The 17,160-nt window shown below is 62.3% G+C and carries 16 protein-coding genes and 1 pseudogene; 4 read left to right on the top strand and 13 right to left on the bottom strand.

Annotated elements, in window-relative coordinates:
• The first annotated feature begins 3 nt into the window (after positions 1-3).
• Positions 4-3,048, top strand: coding sequence for a multidrug efflux RND transporter permease subunit (locus DMX12_RS00560; protein WP_110675650.1), 3,045 nt, complete (start codon positions 4-6; stop codon positions 3,046-3,048).
• A gap of 82 nt (positions 3,049-3,130) precedes the next feature.
• On the opposite strand, the gene DMX12_RS00555 is transcribed toward DMX12_RS00560, so the two are convergent.
• From DMX12_RS00555 to colR, 5 genes are all read right to left on the bottom strand, one after another.
• Positions 3,131-3,364, bottom strand: a complete 234-nt coding sequence (locus tag DMX12_RS00555; RefSeq protein ID WP_029887498.1) for a hypothetical protein — start codon at positions 3,362-3,364, stop codon at positions 3,131-3,133.
• Positions 3,364-4,062 (bottom strand): lipopolysaccharide kinase InaA family protein, encoded by a 699-nt coding sequence (locus tag DMX12_RS00550; RefSeq protein WP_110675648.1) that lies wholly within the window; start codon positions 4,060-4,062, stop codon positions 3,364-3,366. The genes DMX12_RS00555 and DMX12_RS00550 overlap by 1 nt, the downstream gene beginning before the upstream one ends.
• Before the next feature lie 6 nt (positions 4,063-4,068).
• On the bottom strand, positions 4,069-4,749 hold the full coding sequence (locus DMX12_RS00545; RefSeq protein ID WP_054913949.1) for a class I SAM-dependent methyltransferase: 681 nt from the start codon (positions 4,747-4,749) through the stop codon (positions 4,069-4,071).
• Between the two features lie 107 nt (positions 4,750-4,856).
• Positions 4,857-6,167: a HAMP domain-containing sensor histidine kinase gene (locus DMX12_RS00540; protein WP_009684390.1), complete on the bottom strand. Its 1,311-nt coding sequence runs from the start codon at positions 6,165-6,167 to the stop codon at positions 4,857-4,859.
• Positions 6,157-6,840, bottom strand: a complete 684-nt coding sequence (gene colR / locus DMX12_RS00535; protein WP_009684391.1) for a two-component system response regulator ColR — start codon at positions 6,838-6,840, stop codon at positions 6,157-6,159. Before colR ends, DMX12_RS00540 begins: the two co-directional genes overlap by 11 nt.
• A gap of 183 nt (positions 6,841-7,023) precedes the next feature.
• Here colR and DMX12_RS00530 point away from each other — a divergent pair, with 183 nt between their 5' ends.
• Positions 7,024-7,752: a phosphatase PAP2 family protein gene (locus tag DMX12_RS00530; RefSeq protein ID WP_009684392.1), complete on the top strand. Its 729-nt coding sequence runs from the start codon at positions 7,024-7,026 to the stop codon at positions 7,750-7,752.
• 102 nt (positions 7,753-7,854) lie between these two features.
• Here the strand turns inward: DMX12_RS00530 and groL are convergent, their stop codons facing one another.
• The 5 genes from groL to DMX12_RS00505 all read right to left on the bottom strand — a co-directional run bounded on the left by groL (position 7,855) and on the right by DMX12_RS00505 (position 12,453).
• Positions 7,855-9,495 (bottom strand): chaperonin GroEL, encoded by a 1,641-nt coding sequence (groL, locus tag DMX12_RS00525; RefSeq protein WP_009684393.1) that lies wholly within the window; start codon positions 9,493-9,495, stop codon positions 7,855-7,857.
• Positions 9,496-9,544: 49 nt separating this feature from the next.
• Entirely contained in the window at positions 9,545-9,838 is a 294-nt protein-coding gene (locus tag DMX12_RS00520; RefSeq protein ID WP_029614823.1) for a co-chaperone GroES, read from the bottom strand.
• A gap of 253 nt (positions 9,839-10,091) precedes the next feature.
• A complete protein-coding gene (locus DMX12_RS00515) occupies positions 10,092-10,553 on the bottom strand; it encodes an FxsA family protein (RefSeq protein WP_009684395.1) in 462 nt (153 codons plus the stop codon).
• Between the two features lie 67 nt (positions 10,554-10,620).
• Positions 10,621-11,352 (bottom strand): HugZ family protein, encoded by a 732-nt coding sequence (locus tag DMX12_RS00510; RefSeq protein WP_110675646.1) that lies wholly within the window; start codon positions 11,350-11,352, stop codon positions 10,621-10,623.
• A gap of 90 nt (positions 11,353-11,442) precedes the next feature.
• Positions 11,443-12,453 carry a DUF481 domain-containing protein gene (locus DMX12_RS00505; protein ID WP_029887495.1) on the bottom strand — a complete coding sequence of 337 codons (1,011 nt, stop codon included), beginning with the start codon at positions 12,451-12,453 and terminating at the stop codon, positions 11,443-11,445.
• A 151-nt stretch (positions 12,454-12,604) separates the two neighbouring features.
• Here DMX12_RS00505 and DMX12_RS00500 point away from each other — a divergent pair, with 151 nt between their 5' ends.
• Both DMX12_RS00500 and DMX12_RS00495 read left to right on the top strand, forming a co-directional pair.
• Positions 12,605-12,958, top strand: a complete 354-nt coding sequence (locus tag DMX12_RS00500) for an MGMT family protein (protein ID WP_029887494.1) — start codon at positions 12,605-12,607, stop codon at positions 12,956-12,958.
• A gap of 43 nt (positions 12,959-13,001) precedes the next feature.
• Positions 13,002-14,540, top strand: a complete 1,539-nt coding sequence (locus DMX12_RS00495; protein ID WP_110675644.1) for an AmpG family muropeptide MFS transporter — start codon at positions 13,002-13,004, stop codon at positions 14,538-14,540.
• 247 nt (positions 14,541-14,787) lie between these two features.
• On the opposite strand, the pseudogene DMX12_RS29660 reads toward DMX12_RS00495, so the two are convergent.
• From DMX12_RS29660 to DMX12_RS00475, 3 genes and pseudogenes are all read right to left on the bottom strand, one after another.
• Positions 14,788-14,901, bottom strand: a pseudogene (locus DMX12_RS29660) (IS110 family transposase); the annotation flags it as partial.
• Between the two features lie 34 nt (positions 14,902-14,935).
• On the bottom strand, positions 14,936-16,180 hold the full coding sequence (locus DMX12_RS00480) for an MFS transporter (protein WP_110675642.1): 1,245 nt from the start codon (positions 16,178-16,180) through the stop codon (positions 14,936-14,938).
• Positions 16,181-16,306: 126 nt separating this feature from the next.
• Entirely contained in the window at positions 16,307-17,149 is an 843-nt protein-coding gene (locus DMX12_RS00475) for a mechanosensitive ion channel family protein (protein WP_009682793.1), read from the bottom strand.
• Between the last annotated feature and the right edge of the window lie 11 nt (positions 17,150-17,160).

Genomic DNA, 17,160 nt, shown 5'->3' with positions numbered 1-17,160 from the left:
GGCATGGCGTTCACCGACCCGTTCATCCGTCGCCCGGTGCTGGCCAGCGTGGTCAGCCTGCTGATCCTGTTGCTGGGTATCCAGGCCTGGCACACGCTGCAGATCCGCCAGTACCCGCGCATGGAAAACGCCCTGATCACCGTCACCACGGCCTACCCCGGGGCCAACGCCGAAACCATCCAGGGCTACATCACCCAGCCGCTGCAGCAAAGCCTGGCCAGCGCCGAAGGTATCGACTACATGACCTCGGTCAGCCGGCAGAATTTTTCCGTCATATCCATCTACGCGCGCATCGGTGCCGACAGCGACAGGCTGTTCACCGAACTGCTGGCCAAGGCCAACGAAGTGCGCAACAAGCTGCCGCAGAACGCCGAAGACCCGGTACTCAGCAAGGAAGCCGCCGATGCTTCGGCGCTGATGTACATCAGCTTCTACAGCGAACAGATGAGCAACCCGCAAATCACCGACTACCTGTCACGGGTGATCCAGCCCAAGCTGGCCACGCTACCCGGCATGGCCGAGGCAGAAATCCTCGGTAACCAGGTATTTGCCATGCGTCTGTGGCTGGACCCGGTGAAACTGGCCGGTTTCGGCTTGGCGGCCAGCGACGTGACCGACGCCGTGCGCCGCTACAACTTCCTGTCCGCTGCCGGCGAAGTCAAAGGCGAATACGTGGTCACCAGCATCAACGCCAGCACCGAGCTGAAGTCAGCCGAGGCGTTCGCCGCCCTGCCGGTCAAGACCAGTGGCGACAGCCGCGTACTGCTCGGTGACGTGGCGCGGGTGGAGATGGGGGCAGAGAACTACGACACCGTCAGCTCATTCGACGGCACGCCCTCGGTGTACATCGGCATCAAGGCCACGCCCGCCGCCAACCCGCTGGAGGTGATCAAGGAAGTACGGCGGGTCATGCCCGACCTGGAAAGCCAGTTGCCCTCGGCGCTGAAGGTGTCGATCGCCTACGACGCCACGCTGTTCATCCAGGCCTCCATCGACGAAGTGATCAAGACCCTCGGCGAAGCGGTGCTGATCGTCATCCTAGTGGTGTTCCTGTTCCTTGGCGCCCTGCGCTCGGTGCTGATCCCGGTGGTGACCATTCCGCTGTCGATGATTGGCGTGTTGTTCTTCATGCAGATGATGGGCTACTCGCTGAACTTGCTGACCCTGCTGGCCATGGTTTTGGCCATCGGGCTGGTGGTGGACGATGCGATCGTGGTGGTGGAGAACATTCACCGGCATATCGAAGAAGGCCAGTCGCCGTTCGATGCAGCCCTGGAAGGCGCGCGCGAGATCGCCATGCCGGTGGTGTCGATGACCATCACCCTGGCAGCGGTGTATGCGCCCATCGGCTTTCTCAGCGGGCTCACCGGGGCGCTGTTCAAGGAGTTCGCCCTTACCCTGGCCGGCGCAGTCGTCATTTCCGGTATCGTCGCCCTGACCCTGTCACCGATGATGTGCGCCCTGCTGCTGCGCCGCGAGCAGAATTCCAGCGGCCTGGCCCACTGGCTCGATCGGCAGTTCGCGCGCCTGAAGGTACGCTACCAGCGCCTGCTGCACGGCACGCTCGACAGCCGGCCGGTGGTGCTGGTGTTTGCCGTGATCATCCTGTGCCTGATTCCGCTACTGCTGAAGTTCACCCAGAACGAACTGGCCCCCAACGAGGACCAGGGGGTGATCTTCATGATCAGCAGCTCCCCGCAGCCAGCCAACCTTGACTACCTCAACGCCCACACCAACCAGTTCACCCCACTGTTCAAGACCTTCCCCGAATACTATTCGTCGTTCCAGATCAACGGTTTCAATGGTGTGCAGAGCGGCATCGGTGGCTTCCTGCTAAAGCCCTGGAACGAGCGCGAGCGTACCCAAATGGAGCTGCTGCCACTGGTACAGGCCAAGCTGGAAGAGGTCGCCGGCCTGCAGATCTTCGGCTTCAACCTGCCATCGCTGCCCGGCACCGGCGAAGGCCTGCCGTTCCAGTTCGTGATCAACACCGCAGGCGACTACCCGGCACTGCTGGAGGTGGCCCAACGCATCAAGGCTCGGGCCCAGGCATCGGGCAAGTTCGCCTTCCTCGACATCGACCTGGCCTTTGACAAACCCGAGGTGGTGGTCGATATAGACCGGGCCAAGGCGGCGCAAATGGGGGTATCGATGGACGTCCTCGGCAGTACCCTGGCCACCTTGCTGGGTGAAGCCGAAATCAACCGTTTCACCCTCGACGGGCGCAGCTACAAGGTCATTGCTCAAGCCGAGCGCGCATACCGCGACAACCCCGGTTGGCTGAACAACTACTACGTGAAGAACGACCAGGGCAAGCTGCTGCCGCTGGCGACCCTGGTCACCCTCACCGACCGCGCTCGCCCGCGGCAGCTCAACCAGTTCCAGCAGTTGAACTCGGCCATCATTCAAGGCGTACCGATGGTCAGCCTGGGCGAAGCGCTGAAGACCGTGCAGGACATCGCCCGCGAAGAGGCACCGGAAGGTTACGCCTTCGACTATGCCGGCGTGGCCCGCCAGTACGTGCAAGAAGGCAGCGCACTGTGGGTGACCTTTGGCCTGGCGCTGGCGATCATCTTCCTGGTCCTGGCGGCCCAGTTCGAAAGTTTCCGGGATCCGCTGGTGATTCTGGTTACGGTACCGTTGTCGATCTGCGGGGCGCTGTTGCCACTGTTCCTGGGCCTGTCGAGCATGAACATCTACACCCAGGTCGGGCTGGTGACATTGATCGGGCTGATCAGCAAACACGGCATCCTGATCGTCGAGTTCGCCAACCAGTTACGTGATGAGCTTGGCCTGGGCGCGCGCGAGGCAATCGAAGAAGCAGCGGCGATTCGCCTGCGGCCGGTGCTGATGACCACGGCGGCAATGGTGTTCGGCATGGTGCCGCTGATCCTCGCGACCGGGGCCGGGGCGGTAAGCCGCTTCGACATCGGTGCCGTGATCGCGACCGGCATGTCGATCGGCACGCTGTTCACCCTGTTCGTGCTGCCTTGTATCTACACCCTGCTGGCGCACAAGAAGGTGGCCAAGGAACCTGCTGCCGCCTGAAACCCGCCCACCGAGGGCCACCTGCAGAAACGCCAGAGGCCTCGCGCTTGCGAGGCCTCTGGCATGTACAGCTACACCGGTTTCAACCAAATGGCCGCAACCCTTGGCGCAGGCCGAACAGCAACAGCAACAGATCCTGATCCGGCTCTACCCTCGCCTTCTGCTGCGGTTTCACGTCCCGCGGCAGTGCGCACTGGGCGGCCATCTCAGCCTTGCTGAATACCGTCGGCCTCGGCTCTTCCCAGGCAGCCACCGCTACAGTGGTCACCGCCAGGCCCGCTACCAGGAACAAAGCTCGAGCTATTTCTAGTTTCATTACCCTAACCCTTTGACAGCGCTGCCAAACACCACCTTGTAAAAGTAGAGTAGCGTCTGCCATTCCGCCTCGTTGAGCGACGAATGGCGGCGCAATTGGCGCAGGTCGTTACCCGCCGCGCGCTGGCAACTGAAACGTCGCCGACACTTCTCGAGGTCGAGCAGCGCCACTTCGACACGGGCTTGCTCGCCCTCACCCAGCACCTTGACGAACACATGCTTGCCGTACAGGCAGCCGTGCTGCCAATGGCCCAGGTGCATGCGCGCCAGGTTTTCGGCAAGGTCCTTGAGCATGCGCTCGTGGACCACCTGTGGGTAACGGTCTCGGGCACCTTGGGCATGCCAGGTGTCCAGCTCCACAAATCCGTCCAGTGCTTCGCTGACCAGCAGCGCCCGCCACTGGTGGTCGGCATCGCGCTGGGCACCACAGAACACCAGGCGCGGCACACGCACCCCCAGTTGCTCGAAGCTGTTCAGCGCATCGAGTTCACGCAGCACAGTTGGCCGGCCGAAAGGGTGCAACAGGCTGCGATAGATATGCCCGACCTGACGCTTTGCATACAGCAGTTTGCCGTTGGCATCGTTGAGCCGTTGCACACCACTTTCGCCACCCCGGCGCTGGTTAGGCTCCTCTACCCACTCGCCTTGCTGGCGCCAGTAAAAATCGAAGCGCGACTCCCCATTCTGGGCTACAGCCATCAAACACTACCCCTTACGCAATACATAAACCCGCCACATGGCATAGAACGGCAGGAAGTCGAGGCGTTCCTGGATCCTGAAACCGGCGGCGCGGAATTCTTCTTCGACCGTGTCGGCCGGTAACACAAACCGGTTCTGGTAATGATTCTGCTCGGCTTTGGTGCTGCGGCGCTGTTCCAGTTTCCTGCGCCGCCAAGCCTTGAAGTTGCCGTCCACCCACAGTGACAAGATCACACTATCACGGCTAACTCGTTGAAATTCAGAAAGAATTTTCTTTCTGTGGGCTGCCTCGCCGATATGGTGAAACAGCCGCATACAAAAAATGCTGTCGACGGAGTTGTCTGGCAAGTCGATGTCGAATGCCGATGTCTGCAAAGGCCGTACCCGCGCCACCACTTCTGGCGGTTGCGCAGCACAGGCGGTCTCGATCATCGCCTCGGAATTATCGGCACCGATGATGACGCGGTTGTTCTTTTCTGCCAGCAGCGGCCAGAAACGACCAGCGCCGCAGGGCAAGTCCAGGACCAGGCCAGGCTCACCCGCCAGCGCCAGTGCGCGGCGGGCCAGTTGTTCATCTCGCTTGTGAGACAGCCGGCGGGCCAAGCCATCCTGGTGCTTGAGAAAGTACTCTCGGGCATGGTCTTTGTCGTACTTCTCGGAAAATTCAAGCTTGATAGGGCTACGCATTGAGCATCTCCTGATTCCATTGCGCTCACATTAGGTAAATGCGCGTAGGAATCAGGTCATGCTGATGTGAAAAAAGTGTTGGCCACGGTAACACGTGTAACAACACATTACCCAGCCACGACGTCCGGCTCTTCTTTCACCCGCGTATTGCTCAAGTCGACATGGAAACGGCAGCCATGGGGTACAGAAGAAGTCAAGGTCACCCGCCAGCCCTGGTCGTCGCAGATACGCTGCACCAGCGACAAGCCCAGCCCAAGACCCTCGCCGCGCCGCTCGTCACCGCGCACGAACGGCTTGAACATGGCTTCGCGCTGTTCTTCCGGTATGCCCACGCCACTGTCTTCCACGCTGAAGCCATTGCTTTCCAGGCTCAGGCGGATGTAGCCGGCATCGGTGTAGTGCGCCGCATTGCGCAGCAGGTTGCCCATCACCGACTGCAGGAAGGTCGCGTTGTACAGCACTGCGCTGGCACTGGCCTGGCCATCGAAATACAGGGTCAGGCCCTTCTGTTCGATGGTGTCGCGCCACACCCCGATCAGCTCGTTGGCCACTTCGCGCAGGGTCGCCCGGGAGGCTACTGCGCCTTCATCACGTTGCGCCCTGGCCAGCATCAGGAAGGTCTTGACCAGCTCGCGCATCTCTTCGGTTGCCCGCGCCACGCGCTCCACCTGACTGCGCGCGCGGGTGTCGAGGTTGGGGTTTTCCTGCAGCAGCTCGCAGGACGTGGCCAGCACCATCAATGGGGTGCGCAACTCATGGCTGACGTCACTGGTGAACAGCCGTTCACGGGTCAGCGCATCGCGCAGGCGGCCCAGCGTGTCATCGAACGCTACCGCCAGCTGGCCGACTTCGTCCGCCGCGTAGTCCGGCGCCAACGGCGGCGCCAGGCCCAGCAGCTGGTCACGGTGGCGAACTTGCCGCGCCAGGCGGATCACCGGTGCCATCACCCGCCGCGCCACCAGCCAGCCCAGGATCACCGCCAGCACCAGGCTGAGCACGAAGCCCACCAGCACCACCGCGAACAGCACACGCTCGCGCTCCTCGAAGTCGCTTTGGTCCTGCAGCAAGACATAGCGGCGGCCATCGACGATCTCGACCATCGCGTGGTAGGAAAGCTGGTCGCGGAATACTTCGTGGAAGCCACGGTCCAGGTGGCGCAGGTCTTTGGGCAGCTCGAAGTCGTCCCGCCCACCGCTGAAGTAGAACAACTGGTCGGGGCGCGGGCGGTGGCTCCAGTCGCTGACGCTGTCCATGCGCAGCAGGCGCTGCAAGTCACCGCCCAGTACCGATGAAATCAGCCGCTCTTCCACCAGGTGCACGGTGCCGACGATACCGAAGGCGAAGGCCCCGGCCACCAGCGCGCTCATCAGGGCAAAGGCGATGATGATGCGCTGGGCAAGGCTTTGCTTAAACTCCATCACGACCCTCGGCGAGGCGATAGCCGACGCCATGGACGGTATGCAGCAGCGGTTTTTCGAACGGTTTGTCGATCACCTGGCGCAGTTGGTGCACATGGCTGCGCAGGCTGTCACTGTCGGGGCAGTCGTCCCCCCACAGGGCTTCTTCCAGCACTTCGCGGCGCAATACATGAGGGCTCTTCTGCATCAACACGGCCAACAGCTTGAGGCCGACCGGGTTGAGCTTGAGCATGCGGCCCTGGCGGGTGACCTCCAGGGTGTCGAGGTCATAGCTCAGATCAGCCACCTGCAGGCTGCGCCGCCCGCCGCCCTGGGCCCGGCGCAGCACGGCTTCGATGCGTGCCGCCAGCTCGGACAGGGCAAACGGCTTGAGCAGGTAGTCGTCGGCCCCGGAACGGAAGCCTTGCAGGCGGTCGTCCAACTGGTCGCGGGCGGTAAGCATGATCACCGGCGTGTCGCGGCGGGCGTCTTCGCGCAGGCGCTTGCACAGCGTGTAGCCATCGATACCGGGCAACATGATGTCGAGCACGATCAGGTCATAGTGCTCGGTGGCAGCCAGGTGCAGCCCGGACAGGCCATCCTGGGCGCAGTCGACGGTATAGCCCTTCATGCCCAGGTAATCGGCCAGGTTGGCCAGGATATCGCGGTTGTCTTCAACCAAAAGAATGCGCATCGGTTTCTCCTGTGCGGCGCTTCTCGCTGTGGTGCGCGGCAGGCGCAGCTTACGGCCTATGCCTGCAGGGCACCAGCCCCCGGAAAAATTCACCGCACTTGACGGTTTTTTCACTGATCCTTCACGGACACAGAATAGCGGGCCGACGACAATGGCCGATCTTTTTCCCGCCCTGGAGCCGCCATGCAGCAAGCAACCCGCCCTCGCCCGATCAATTACTGGCTGTACCTGGGTATTCCGTTGGCGACCGCGTTGGCCCTGATTCTGCTGGAGCTGACGTCGATCGACATGGACCTCGCCAAGCTGTTCTTCGACCCTGTCGCCGGGCAGTTCATTGGCCGCCACAGTTATTGGCTGGAAAACATCCTGCATGACCGGGTCAAGCAGGGGGTGATCCTGCTGGGGCTGATAGCGCTGCTGACCTTCGCCGCCAGCTTTTTCGTAAAGCGCCTGTTTGGCTGGCGCCGCGAGCTGGGCTGCCTGGTGTTGGCGCTGGGTTTGTCCACCGCGTTTGTCACGCCCCTGAAGAAGGTGACGCAGGTGCAGTGCCCCTGGAGCCTCACCCAGTTTGGCGGTACCGAAACCTACAGCAAGCTGCTGCAACCACGGCCGGCCACCGACAAGCCCGGGCTGTGCTGGCCGGGCGGGCATGCCGCGACCGGGTTCTGCCTGTTCGGCCTGTTCTTCATGTTGCGTGACCGCAAGCCGCGCCTGGCGCGGGCGGCATTCGTGGTGGCCTTGCTGGCAGGTTCGCTGCTTGGCGTTGGGCGCATGCTGCAAGGGGCGCACTTCCTGTCGCACAACGTGTGGACGGCGGTGTTCTGCTGGTTGATCGGGTTGGGGTCGTATTATCTGGTGCTGTATCGCCGGGGCATGGTAGAAGTGCCCGCGGTCAAAAACAGCGTTGCCTGAAGCCGGGGCCGCTTAGCGGCCCAATGGCGCCCACAGGAGAATAAAAAAAGCCCCGGTTCTCGCGAACCGGGGCTTTCTCATGGTGCCGGGGGTAAGGCTGGCTTACATCATGCCGCCCATGCCACCCATGCCGCCCATGTCAGGCATGCCAGCAGCTGGCTTGTCTTCTGGCAGGTCGGCAACCATAGCTTCGGTGGTGATCATCAGACCGCCGATCGAAGCAGCAGCTTGCAGCGCCGAACGAGTGACCTTGGCTGGGTCCAGGATACCCATCTCGATCATGTCGCCGTACTCGCCGGAGGCAGCGTTGTAACCGAAGTTACCCGAACCTTGCTTGACCTTGTCAGCGACAACGCTTGGCTCGTCGCCGGCGTTGGCAGTGATCTGGCGCAGCGGCGCTTCGACAGCGCGGCGCAGCAAGGCGATACCGACGTTCTGGTCTTCGTTGTCGCCTTTGAGGTCGATAATGGCTGCCAGGGCGCGAACCAGGGCAACACCACCGCCAGGCACCACGCCTTCTTCAACGGCTGCACGGGTAGCGTGCAGGGCGTCTTCAACGCGGGCTTTCTTCTCTTTCATTTCAACTTCGGTACCAGCACCGACCTTGATCACGGCAACACCGCCGGCCAGCTTGGCCAGACGCTCTTGCAGCTTCTCACGGTCGTAGTCCGAAGAGGTTTCTTCGATCTGGGCACGGATCTGCTTGACGCGTGCTTCGATCTCGGTGTCAGCGCCAGCACCATCGATGATGGTGGTGTTTTCCTTGGACAGGATCACGCGCTTGGCGTTACCCAGGTGCTCCAGGGTAGCGGTTTCCAGCGACAGGCCGATTTCTTCGGAGATGACCTGGCCACCGGTCAGAACGGCGATGTCCTGCAGCATGGCCTTGCGGCGGTCGCCGAAGCCAGGTGCCTTGACCGCTGCAACCTTGACGATGCCGCGCATGTTGTTGACTACCAGGGTAGCCAGCGCTTCGCCTTCGACGTCTTCGGCAACGATCAGCAGTGGGCGGCCGGCCTTAGCAACGGCTTCCAGCACAGGCAGCAGCTCGCGGATGTTGGAGATTTTCTTGTCGACCAGCAGCAGCAGCGGGCTTTCCAGCTCGGCAACCATGGTGTCTGGCTTGTTGACGAAGTAAGGCGACAGGTAGCCGCGGTCGAACTGCATGCCTTCTACGACGGACAGTTCGTTTTCCAGGCCCGAGCCTTCTTCAACGGTGATCACGCCTTCTTTACCGACTTTTTCCATGGCTTCGGCGATGATTTCACCGATGGAGCTGTCGGAGTTGGCGGAGATGGTACCGACCTGAGCGATGGCCTTGGAATCGGCGCATGGCTTGGACAGGTTCTTCAGCTCGGCGACAACGGCAGCAGTGGCCTTGTCGATACCGCGCTTCAGGTCCATCGGGTTCATGCCGGCAGCGACGGCTTTCAGGCCTTCGTTGACGATGGCCTGGGCCAGAACGGTGGCGGTGGTGGTGCCGTCACCGGCGGCGTCGTTGGCCTTGGAAGCGACTTCCTTGACCAGCTGGGCGCCCATGTTTTCGAAAGCGTCTTTCAGCTCGATTTCTTTGGCGACGGAAACGCCGTCCTTGGTGATGGTTGGCGCGCCGAAGCTCTTGGCCAGAACCACGTTACGACCTTTCGGGCCGAGGGTAGCTTTTACCGCGTCAGCCAGAACGTTGACACCAACCAGCATTTTTTTACGAGCGGAGTCGCCGAATTTTACGTCTTTAGCAGCCATGATCGTTTAATCCTTGGAAATTCTTTGGAGTAACGGGAAGTCGGGGAAATCAGCCTTCGATAACGGCGAGGATTTCATTCTCGGCCATGACCAGCAGGTCTTCGCCATCGACTTTCACGGTGTTGCTGCCCGAGTAAGGGCCGAAAACCACTTTGTCACCGACCTTGACGGCCAGTGCACGGACTTCGCCGTTGTCCAGAACGCGACCGGTGCCAACAGCAACGACTTCGCCGCGGTTAGGTTTTTCAGCGGCCGAACCCGGCAGGACGATACCGCCAGCGGTTTTCGATTCTTCTTCGCTGCGACGGATGACTACGCGGTCATGCAGAGGACGAAGCTTCATTGTCGATCTCTCCCAAATTGTGGTTTTCATCGGCCGGTATCGAAACCGGCGGGTTGAGGCTGTCCGGCGTTGCCGGAAGGTAGCCCGCCAAGGGCAAGCCACCTGAGTAATGTCTGGCGTTAATGCCAGAAACCTTGCGGTGACCACATACATGAGGCCGCCATATCCAATTACAAGGCTTGCCCTACAAAATTTTTCAGCTCGCGGAAAAAACGCGGGGCCGCATGTGCGGCCCCGTAGTGGAAAACGGTGGTTACTTGTCGCGGCGCTCGTACTCGCCCTCGATCACGTTCGGCCGGTGGCCGCCATCGCGCGGCTGGGCCTGGAACGGGTCGTCCTGGAACGCGCGCTGGCGCATGGCCTGGGCCTCGGCGCGTTCGCGCAGCTTGCGCGCGGCCAGATGGCGGGTGAACGGCAGCAGGCACAGCAGGCCCAGCACGTCGCTGATAAAGCCCGGCAGCAGCAGCAAACCACCGCCCACCGCCAGCATCATGCCCTGGAACATGTCCTCGGCAGGCAACTCACCGCGCTGCAGGCTTTCCCGGGCGCGCAGGGCGGTGGCCAGGCCAGCCACACGCATGACCAGCACACCCAAGGCGGAACCGGCGATGATCAGCAACAGCGCCGGGAAGAAACCGATGGCCGCGCTGACCTTGACGAATACGAACAGCTCCAGCACTGGAAACAGCAGAAGCAACAGTAGAAAAGCACGCATCAAAGCATTCCTCGTCGGAAGAGAACCTTCCTTTAAGACCATCAAGTGGATGCAAGTGCACGCTTTTTCAACCCTCGCCCCCTGCAGGCGTGGGCCACTGATCGGCGCGCGCCAGCAAAACCAGGGCTTCGCGGACTTGTGTCGGCGTATTGCAAATATGCGGGAAGGGTAACCAGTACACCCCCTGGCCGATGCGCAGGTGCATGCCTTCGCTGTCCACCCCAGCCATTTGCGCTGCGGCATGGTCCGGCAGGCCGGTCAGTTGCACATAGTGGGCTATGGCATTGGCATGGTCGCTGTTCATGTGTTCGACCATGCTGGCCTCGGCCGTGCCGGCGAACGGGTTGGCCAGGGTGACCTGGTCGAGCCAGTGGATCGCGCCGAAGCCGCCGATGTAGCGGTGGCGTACCGGCTGCAGCACCCAGAAGTCGAAATCGTGAGCCTTATGGTAGCCGGCAGCGTCCGGGAAGTAGCGGTAGTAACGCTCGGCGGCAGCCTCGATGGCGTCTGCCTCGACCAGCTTGTGCGCTTCGGCCATTACCGTAAGGCGCCCCACCGCCTGCACATCCTCAGCTTCGCGCTCACCTACCAGCAGCGAGCACTTGGGATCTTTTTGCAGGTTGTGGGTGTGCTGGGCAATGCGGCTTATGAGGATCAGCGGGTTGCCGTGAGCGTCCAGGCAGTACGGCACCACCGAGCCGAACGGGTAGCCGGGCATCGACTTGGAATGCGTCGAGAGCACGCCGCGGTATTCCTTGAGCAGCAGTTCCCGGGCTGGGCGGATGGCGTTGGTACTCACTGGGTGCGGCTCCTGGTGGCAAACGGGATGGGTGACAAGATAAGCATTATCACACCGGGTGCCAATGGGGCCGCGGTGCGGCCCGGCGGTTTACCAGGTCACGCCAAAGCCCGCGGTATAGCGCGTCTTCTCCAGATCGCTTTCACTCGTGCCGCTGATGATGTCACGCTCCGCCTTGAGGTTGAGCGAAGCCCATTCGGTAACCTTGTAGCGCAGCCCCACCTCGGCATCCAGTGAATAGTCGGCCACCCCACCCAGCGGTTTGGCGAGCTCGCCGTTGGTGAACAGCTGCACGTTCTTGCCGATCAGGTAACGGGTGTAGTCCCACTTCACGGCAGCGGAATAGAAGTTGTCCTTGCTGCCGTCCTGGTACTCGAAGTCGGTGCGGTTGATCAGCGACCCCAGCGAGAATGCGCCGAGTTCGTTGTCCCAGAACTGGTAACCCGGGCCGGTACCGACGGTGCGCTGGCGGGCAAGGTCTTCGATGCGGTCACGCTTGTATTCCGCCCGCCCCTGCCAGAACCACTTCTCGGTAATGAAGCGGTCCAGCGCGTATTCGGCACTCCAGTTGTCGGTGGTGGTGACGTCGTCCTTGGTTTCGCGGTTGTACTCGCCTTCGGCGTTGTGCCGCCAGCGGCCGTGGCGGGCCGTGGTCTTGAAGCTGACATCGTAGTCGTCGGTATCGTTTTCGGCGCGCTTGTAGTCCAGCGCCACATCCACGTTGCCTTTCCACACGAAGTCTTCGACCAGGGGCTTGGGCTTCATGATCTGCTCGATGCTGGCCAGCTCCACGGTCTTGGGTGCCTCGCCGTTGGCCAAGGTCACCTTGCCCGGTTCAGCGGCCTTCAGCGACTTGGCCTTCTCGCCCGTGTAGGCGTCCTGCTTGACCAGCAGTTCCTGGTCGCTTTCCAGGGTCTGCACCTGTTTCCAGTCCAGGGCAATGGAGCCGCCGTAGGGCGTTTCCAGCAGCAGCTTGCCGCCATCGAAGACTTTGATCTTGCCACTGAGCCGGTCACCGTTCTTCATCCACACGGTATCGGCCAACGCCGGTGAGGCGCACAGGGAAGCAGCGAGCAGGCACAACAGGGATCTAGAATGCATAGACGTAATACGGTTCGATTCGAAGAAAAAAGCCGGGCATTATCCAGTTACCGCCGACCAGAGCAAGCACAGACCGGCAGCCTGGCATTGAGTTCAATACGCATTTACCTGACCATTTGTCTGGTTTCATCCACAGCCCAAGGGGGGCGCCATGTCTGGGGGACCTGAGCACATGCCGGAATCGGCCGAAGGTCGACGAACGGCACTGTATTCGGTGCTTGGCCAAGTACCGGCGGGCAAAGTCGTGAGCTATGGCCAGCTCGCAGCGCTGGCCGGGCTTGGCCGCGCAGCCCGCTGGGTAGGGCGCACCCTCGGGCAACTGCCTGCGCAAACCCGCCTGCCATGGCACCGGGTGCTGGGCGCAGGGGGCCGCCTGAGCCTGGCGCTGGGCACACCGGCCGGGGATGAACAACGGGCGCGGCTGCGTGCAGAAGGCGTGAATGTGACCAACAATCGTGTGGATATGACGCGCCATGGCTGGCGCCCGACAGATCACAGCGGTTAGAGTGCGCGCTTTGTTTTCGAAAACTTGAGGCAGATGTTGGCCCATGCCCCGTAAAACCTGGCGCGCTGCGCTCGCTGCCTATGCCAGCCCGTCAACCCTGGTACTTTTGCTGCTCGGTTTCGCCGCCGGCCTGCCCTACATGTTGGTGTTCTCGACCCTGTCGGTGTGGCTGCGCGAGGCTGGGGTGGCCCGCGAAACCATTGGTTACGCCAGCCTGATCGGCCTGGCCTACGCCTTCAAGTGGGTGTGGTCACCGTTGCTCGACCAATGGCGCCTGCCGCTGCTCGGCGGCCTGGGGCGCCGGCGCTCGTGGCTGCTGCTGTCGCAGGCACTGGTGGTGATCGGCCTGGTCGGCATGAGCCTGTGCGATCCGCAACAACATCTATCCTGGTTGATCGCCATGGCCGTGCTGGTGGCCTTTGCCTCGGCCACCCAGGACATCGCGGTGGATGCCTACCGCCTGGAAATCGCCGACGACCAGCGCCAGGCCGCCCTGGCCGCCAGCTACATGGCCGGCTACCGGGTCGCCGCCCTGCTCGCCACCGCCGGCGCGCTGTTCTTCGCCGAGTGGTTCGGGTCTACCGGCTTCAGTTACCTGCATAAAGCCTGGGCCGGCACCTACGTGATGTTCGGGGTGATGATGCTGCCCGCGCTGTTCACGACCCTGGTCATGCGCGAACCGCCGGTGCCGCTGCGCACCCAGCTGTCGGCTGCGCGCTACGGCCTGGTGCACCAGATGGCCTCGGTGTTCGTGCTGATCATCCTGCTGGTGTCGGTGCCCGCCAGTTTCACCCAGATGTTCAATACCGGCTGGTCCACGGTCATCTCCGGGGATGCCACGCCGCTCGACCTGTTGCTCGAAGACCGCGCCTTCCTGCGCCTGATCCTCTATGTGCTGCTGACCTGGGCGTGCCTGTCGAGCCTGGGCCGCCGCGGCCTGGCCCCGGTGCTGACCCCGGTCAACGACTTCATTGCCCGCTACCGCTGGCAGGCTTTGCTATTGCTAGGCCTGATCGCCACCTACCGCATGTCGGACACGGTGATGGGCGTGATGGCCAACGTGTTCTATATCGACATGGGCTTCACCAAAGACCAGATCGCCAGTGTCAGCAAGATCTTCGGCCTGATCATGACCTTGGTCGGTGCCGGTATCGGCGGGCTGCTGATCGTGCGCTTCGGCATCATGCCCATCCTGTTCATTGGTGGCGCGGCTTCGGCGGGCACCAACATCCTGTTCCTGATGCTGGCGGACATGGGGCCTAACCTGGAAATGCTGGTGGTCACCATTTCGCTGGACAACTTCAGCTCCGGCATGGCCACGTCTGCGTTCGTGGCGTACCTGTCGAGCCTGACCAACCTGAAGTTCTCGGCCACCCAGTACGCGCTGCTCAGCTCGATCATGCTGTTGCTGCCGCGGTTGATCGGTGGGTACTCGGGGGTGATGGTGGAGAAGTTCGGCTATCACGACTTCTTCCTGATTACTGCCCTGCTGGGCGTGCCTACGCTGATCCTGATCGCCTTGCAGTGGCGCCAGGAGACTGGCCGCGGTAAACCGCTTGCAGAGCCAGGCGCGGCGGCCTGATGGGCAACGCGGGTAAATCCACATTGCGATTGTGTGTGGCTGTTACAGCGCCAGTGCGCCCGCCAGCCCCGCCTGTAGGAGCAACTGTCTTTCTCAGAATTTGAAAAGCTGCGCGATTCATTGTGGGAGCGGGCTTGCCCGCGAAGCAGGCGACGCGGTGTCTGGCACCGGCTGTGCCGGTGTTCGCGGGCACGCCCGCTCCCACAGGAACCGTGTGATCTTCGAGTCCTGCATTTTGGCTGTTGATCTACACCCTCTTCGGCTGAGGCAACACCAGATCCAGCCAAGGCTCGCCAGTCCTGAGCATGGCATTGAGTCGCACCAGGAAGACCCGCATGCAGGCCACGATAGCGACCTTGGCAAGTTACAGATCGACAAGGCACAGGTACTGCAGATCAGTCAGCCACGGCCCCTTGCCCCGGCCGGCCGCCCACCACAAACCACAACGGCCACAGCGCCAGCGCGCCCGCCAGCCCCGCCGCCAGTGCGAAATGCAGCAAGCTGGCGCCGGCGCCGATCATGGCCAGCAACGCCCCACCCAGCCCCAACAGGGCGATAGTAATCATCCCCAGCATGGCCGAGACCAGGCCTTTGCTTTGCTCGCTGGAAAACAGCGTCATGCGGTACAGCACCGCGTTGGCCACACCCAGGCCCAGTGCATACAACGACATGCCTGCCACCAAGCTGGTCACGCTCGGCCAATACCATGTCGCCAGCACCATCACGCTCAACCCTGCCAGGTACGGCCACAGGGCGCCACGAACCAGGGCCGGCAGCGGGTAGCGGTCGGCAATACGGTTGATGATCAGGTTGCCCAGGATCAACCCGCCAAACACCGGCAGCTGCCACAGCGCATATTCCAGGGTCGTCAGGCCCTCATCGTGAATGAGCAATACCGGTGACAGGCCAATCCAGCCAATCAGCGGCAACCCGACCAGGCCCAGGGCGGCGCTGCCCGCGACAAAGCGGCGGTTGCCGAGCAATTGGCCGTAGCCTGCCAACAATGGCAACAGGTGGATCGGCGTGAACGCCAGGCGCGAACCGTCGCGGCGCTCTACCCCCAGGGTTTCGGGCATGAGCCGGTACAGCAGCCCCCAGCACACCACGGCCCCCACGGCGAAAGCCACGAACAGCCAACGCCAGTCCAGCCACTGCAACAGCAAGGCCCCGACCAGCGGGCCAAGCAGCGGCGACAGCAGCGCGATATTGGCCAGCAGCGCCATCATGCGCACGGCATCCGCCTCGCTGAATGCCTCATTCAGCGCCGGGTAGCTGACCGTGACCACAAAGCCCAGGCCTATCCCCTGCAACAGGCGCAACAGGTTGAACAGGCCAATATCATGGGCCCAGAAGGTCGCCAGGCAGGCCAGGCCGAAGAATGCGCAGCCGGCCAGCAGCAACGGGCGCCGACCATAGCGGTCTGCCAGCGGGCCGATCAGCCACTGCAGCACAACGCCACCGAGCAAGTACAGGTTGAGGGCATGGGGGATGTATTCAGGGCTGGCCTTCAGGTCGCCGACCACGACCGGCATGGCCGGCATCACCGCGTCACTGGCCAGGTAGGTCAGCAGTTCGAACAGGGCCAGGGTCAGGCCAAACAGCAAGGCCCGCAGGGGGGTGATGTACAGCAGTGGTTTCATGATGGCATATCAGGGGTGACAGGCAGGAGCAGGGTATATGCCAGAAATTGCAGAGGTTTGCTGTGAACAAGTGTAATCGGGGCGAAAAAAGCGGGGCCGCTGTGCAGCCCCGGCACTGATGCGCTGTTACTGGGCGGCAGTTTCCTGCACCACCCGAATGACCCGCTGCGGGAACGGAATGTCGATCCCTTCGGCCTTCAGGCGGTCACGCGCCTGCTCGTTGAGCATGAACATCACATCCCAGTAATCGGCGGTCTTGGTCCACAAGCGCAGCGACACGGTGATCGAACTGTCACCCAGCGTCGCCACCACCGCTTGCGGAGCGGGGTCGGCCAGCACACGAGGGTCCTGGGCCAGCTCCAGCAACACATTGCGGGCCTTCTGCAAATCGGCCTCGTAATCCACGCCCACATCGAACACCACCTTGCGCGTGGGCTGGCGGTTGGTGTTGGTGATGATGCCATTGGACAGGCTGCCGTTGGGCATGATCACCGTCTTGTTATCACCGGTGCGCAGCACGGTGTGGAAGATCTGGATGCTGTCGACAGTGCCGGCAACACCTTGTGCCTCGATCCAGTCGCCGATGCGAAACGGGCGGAACATCAGGATCAGCACGCCGCCAGCGAAGTTGGCCAGGCTACCCTGCAGCGCCAGGCCGATGGCCAGGCCGGCGGCACCGATAGCCGCGACGAACGAGGTGGTCTCGATGCCGATCATCGACGCCACGCTGACCAGCAGCAGGACCTTCAGCACGATGTTGGCCAGGGTGCTGATGAAGCCCTGCAACGCCAGGTCGGCATTGCGCAGGCCGACCAGCTTGCCCAGGCGGGCGCTGACCTTGTTGATGATCCACCAGCCGACCGCCAGGGTCACCAGCGCCAGCAGCACACGGCTGCCGTATTGCATGATCAAGGGGATCCAGGTTTGCGACTGGCGAACCAGCTGATCGACTTCAGCGTTCAAATCCATATTCATCTCCT

It is taken from the genome of Pseudomonas sp. MB-090624 (assembly GCF_003205245.1).
Taxonomy (GTDB): Bacteria; Pseudomonadota; Gammaproteobacteria; order Pseudomonadales; family Pseudomonadaceae; genus Aquipseudomonas; species Aquipseudomonas juntendi.
The sequence above is the reverse complement of the archived record's forward strand: the minus strand, read 5'-3'. Positions and strand labels throughout refer to the sequence as shown.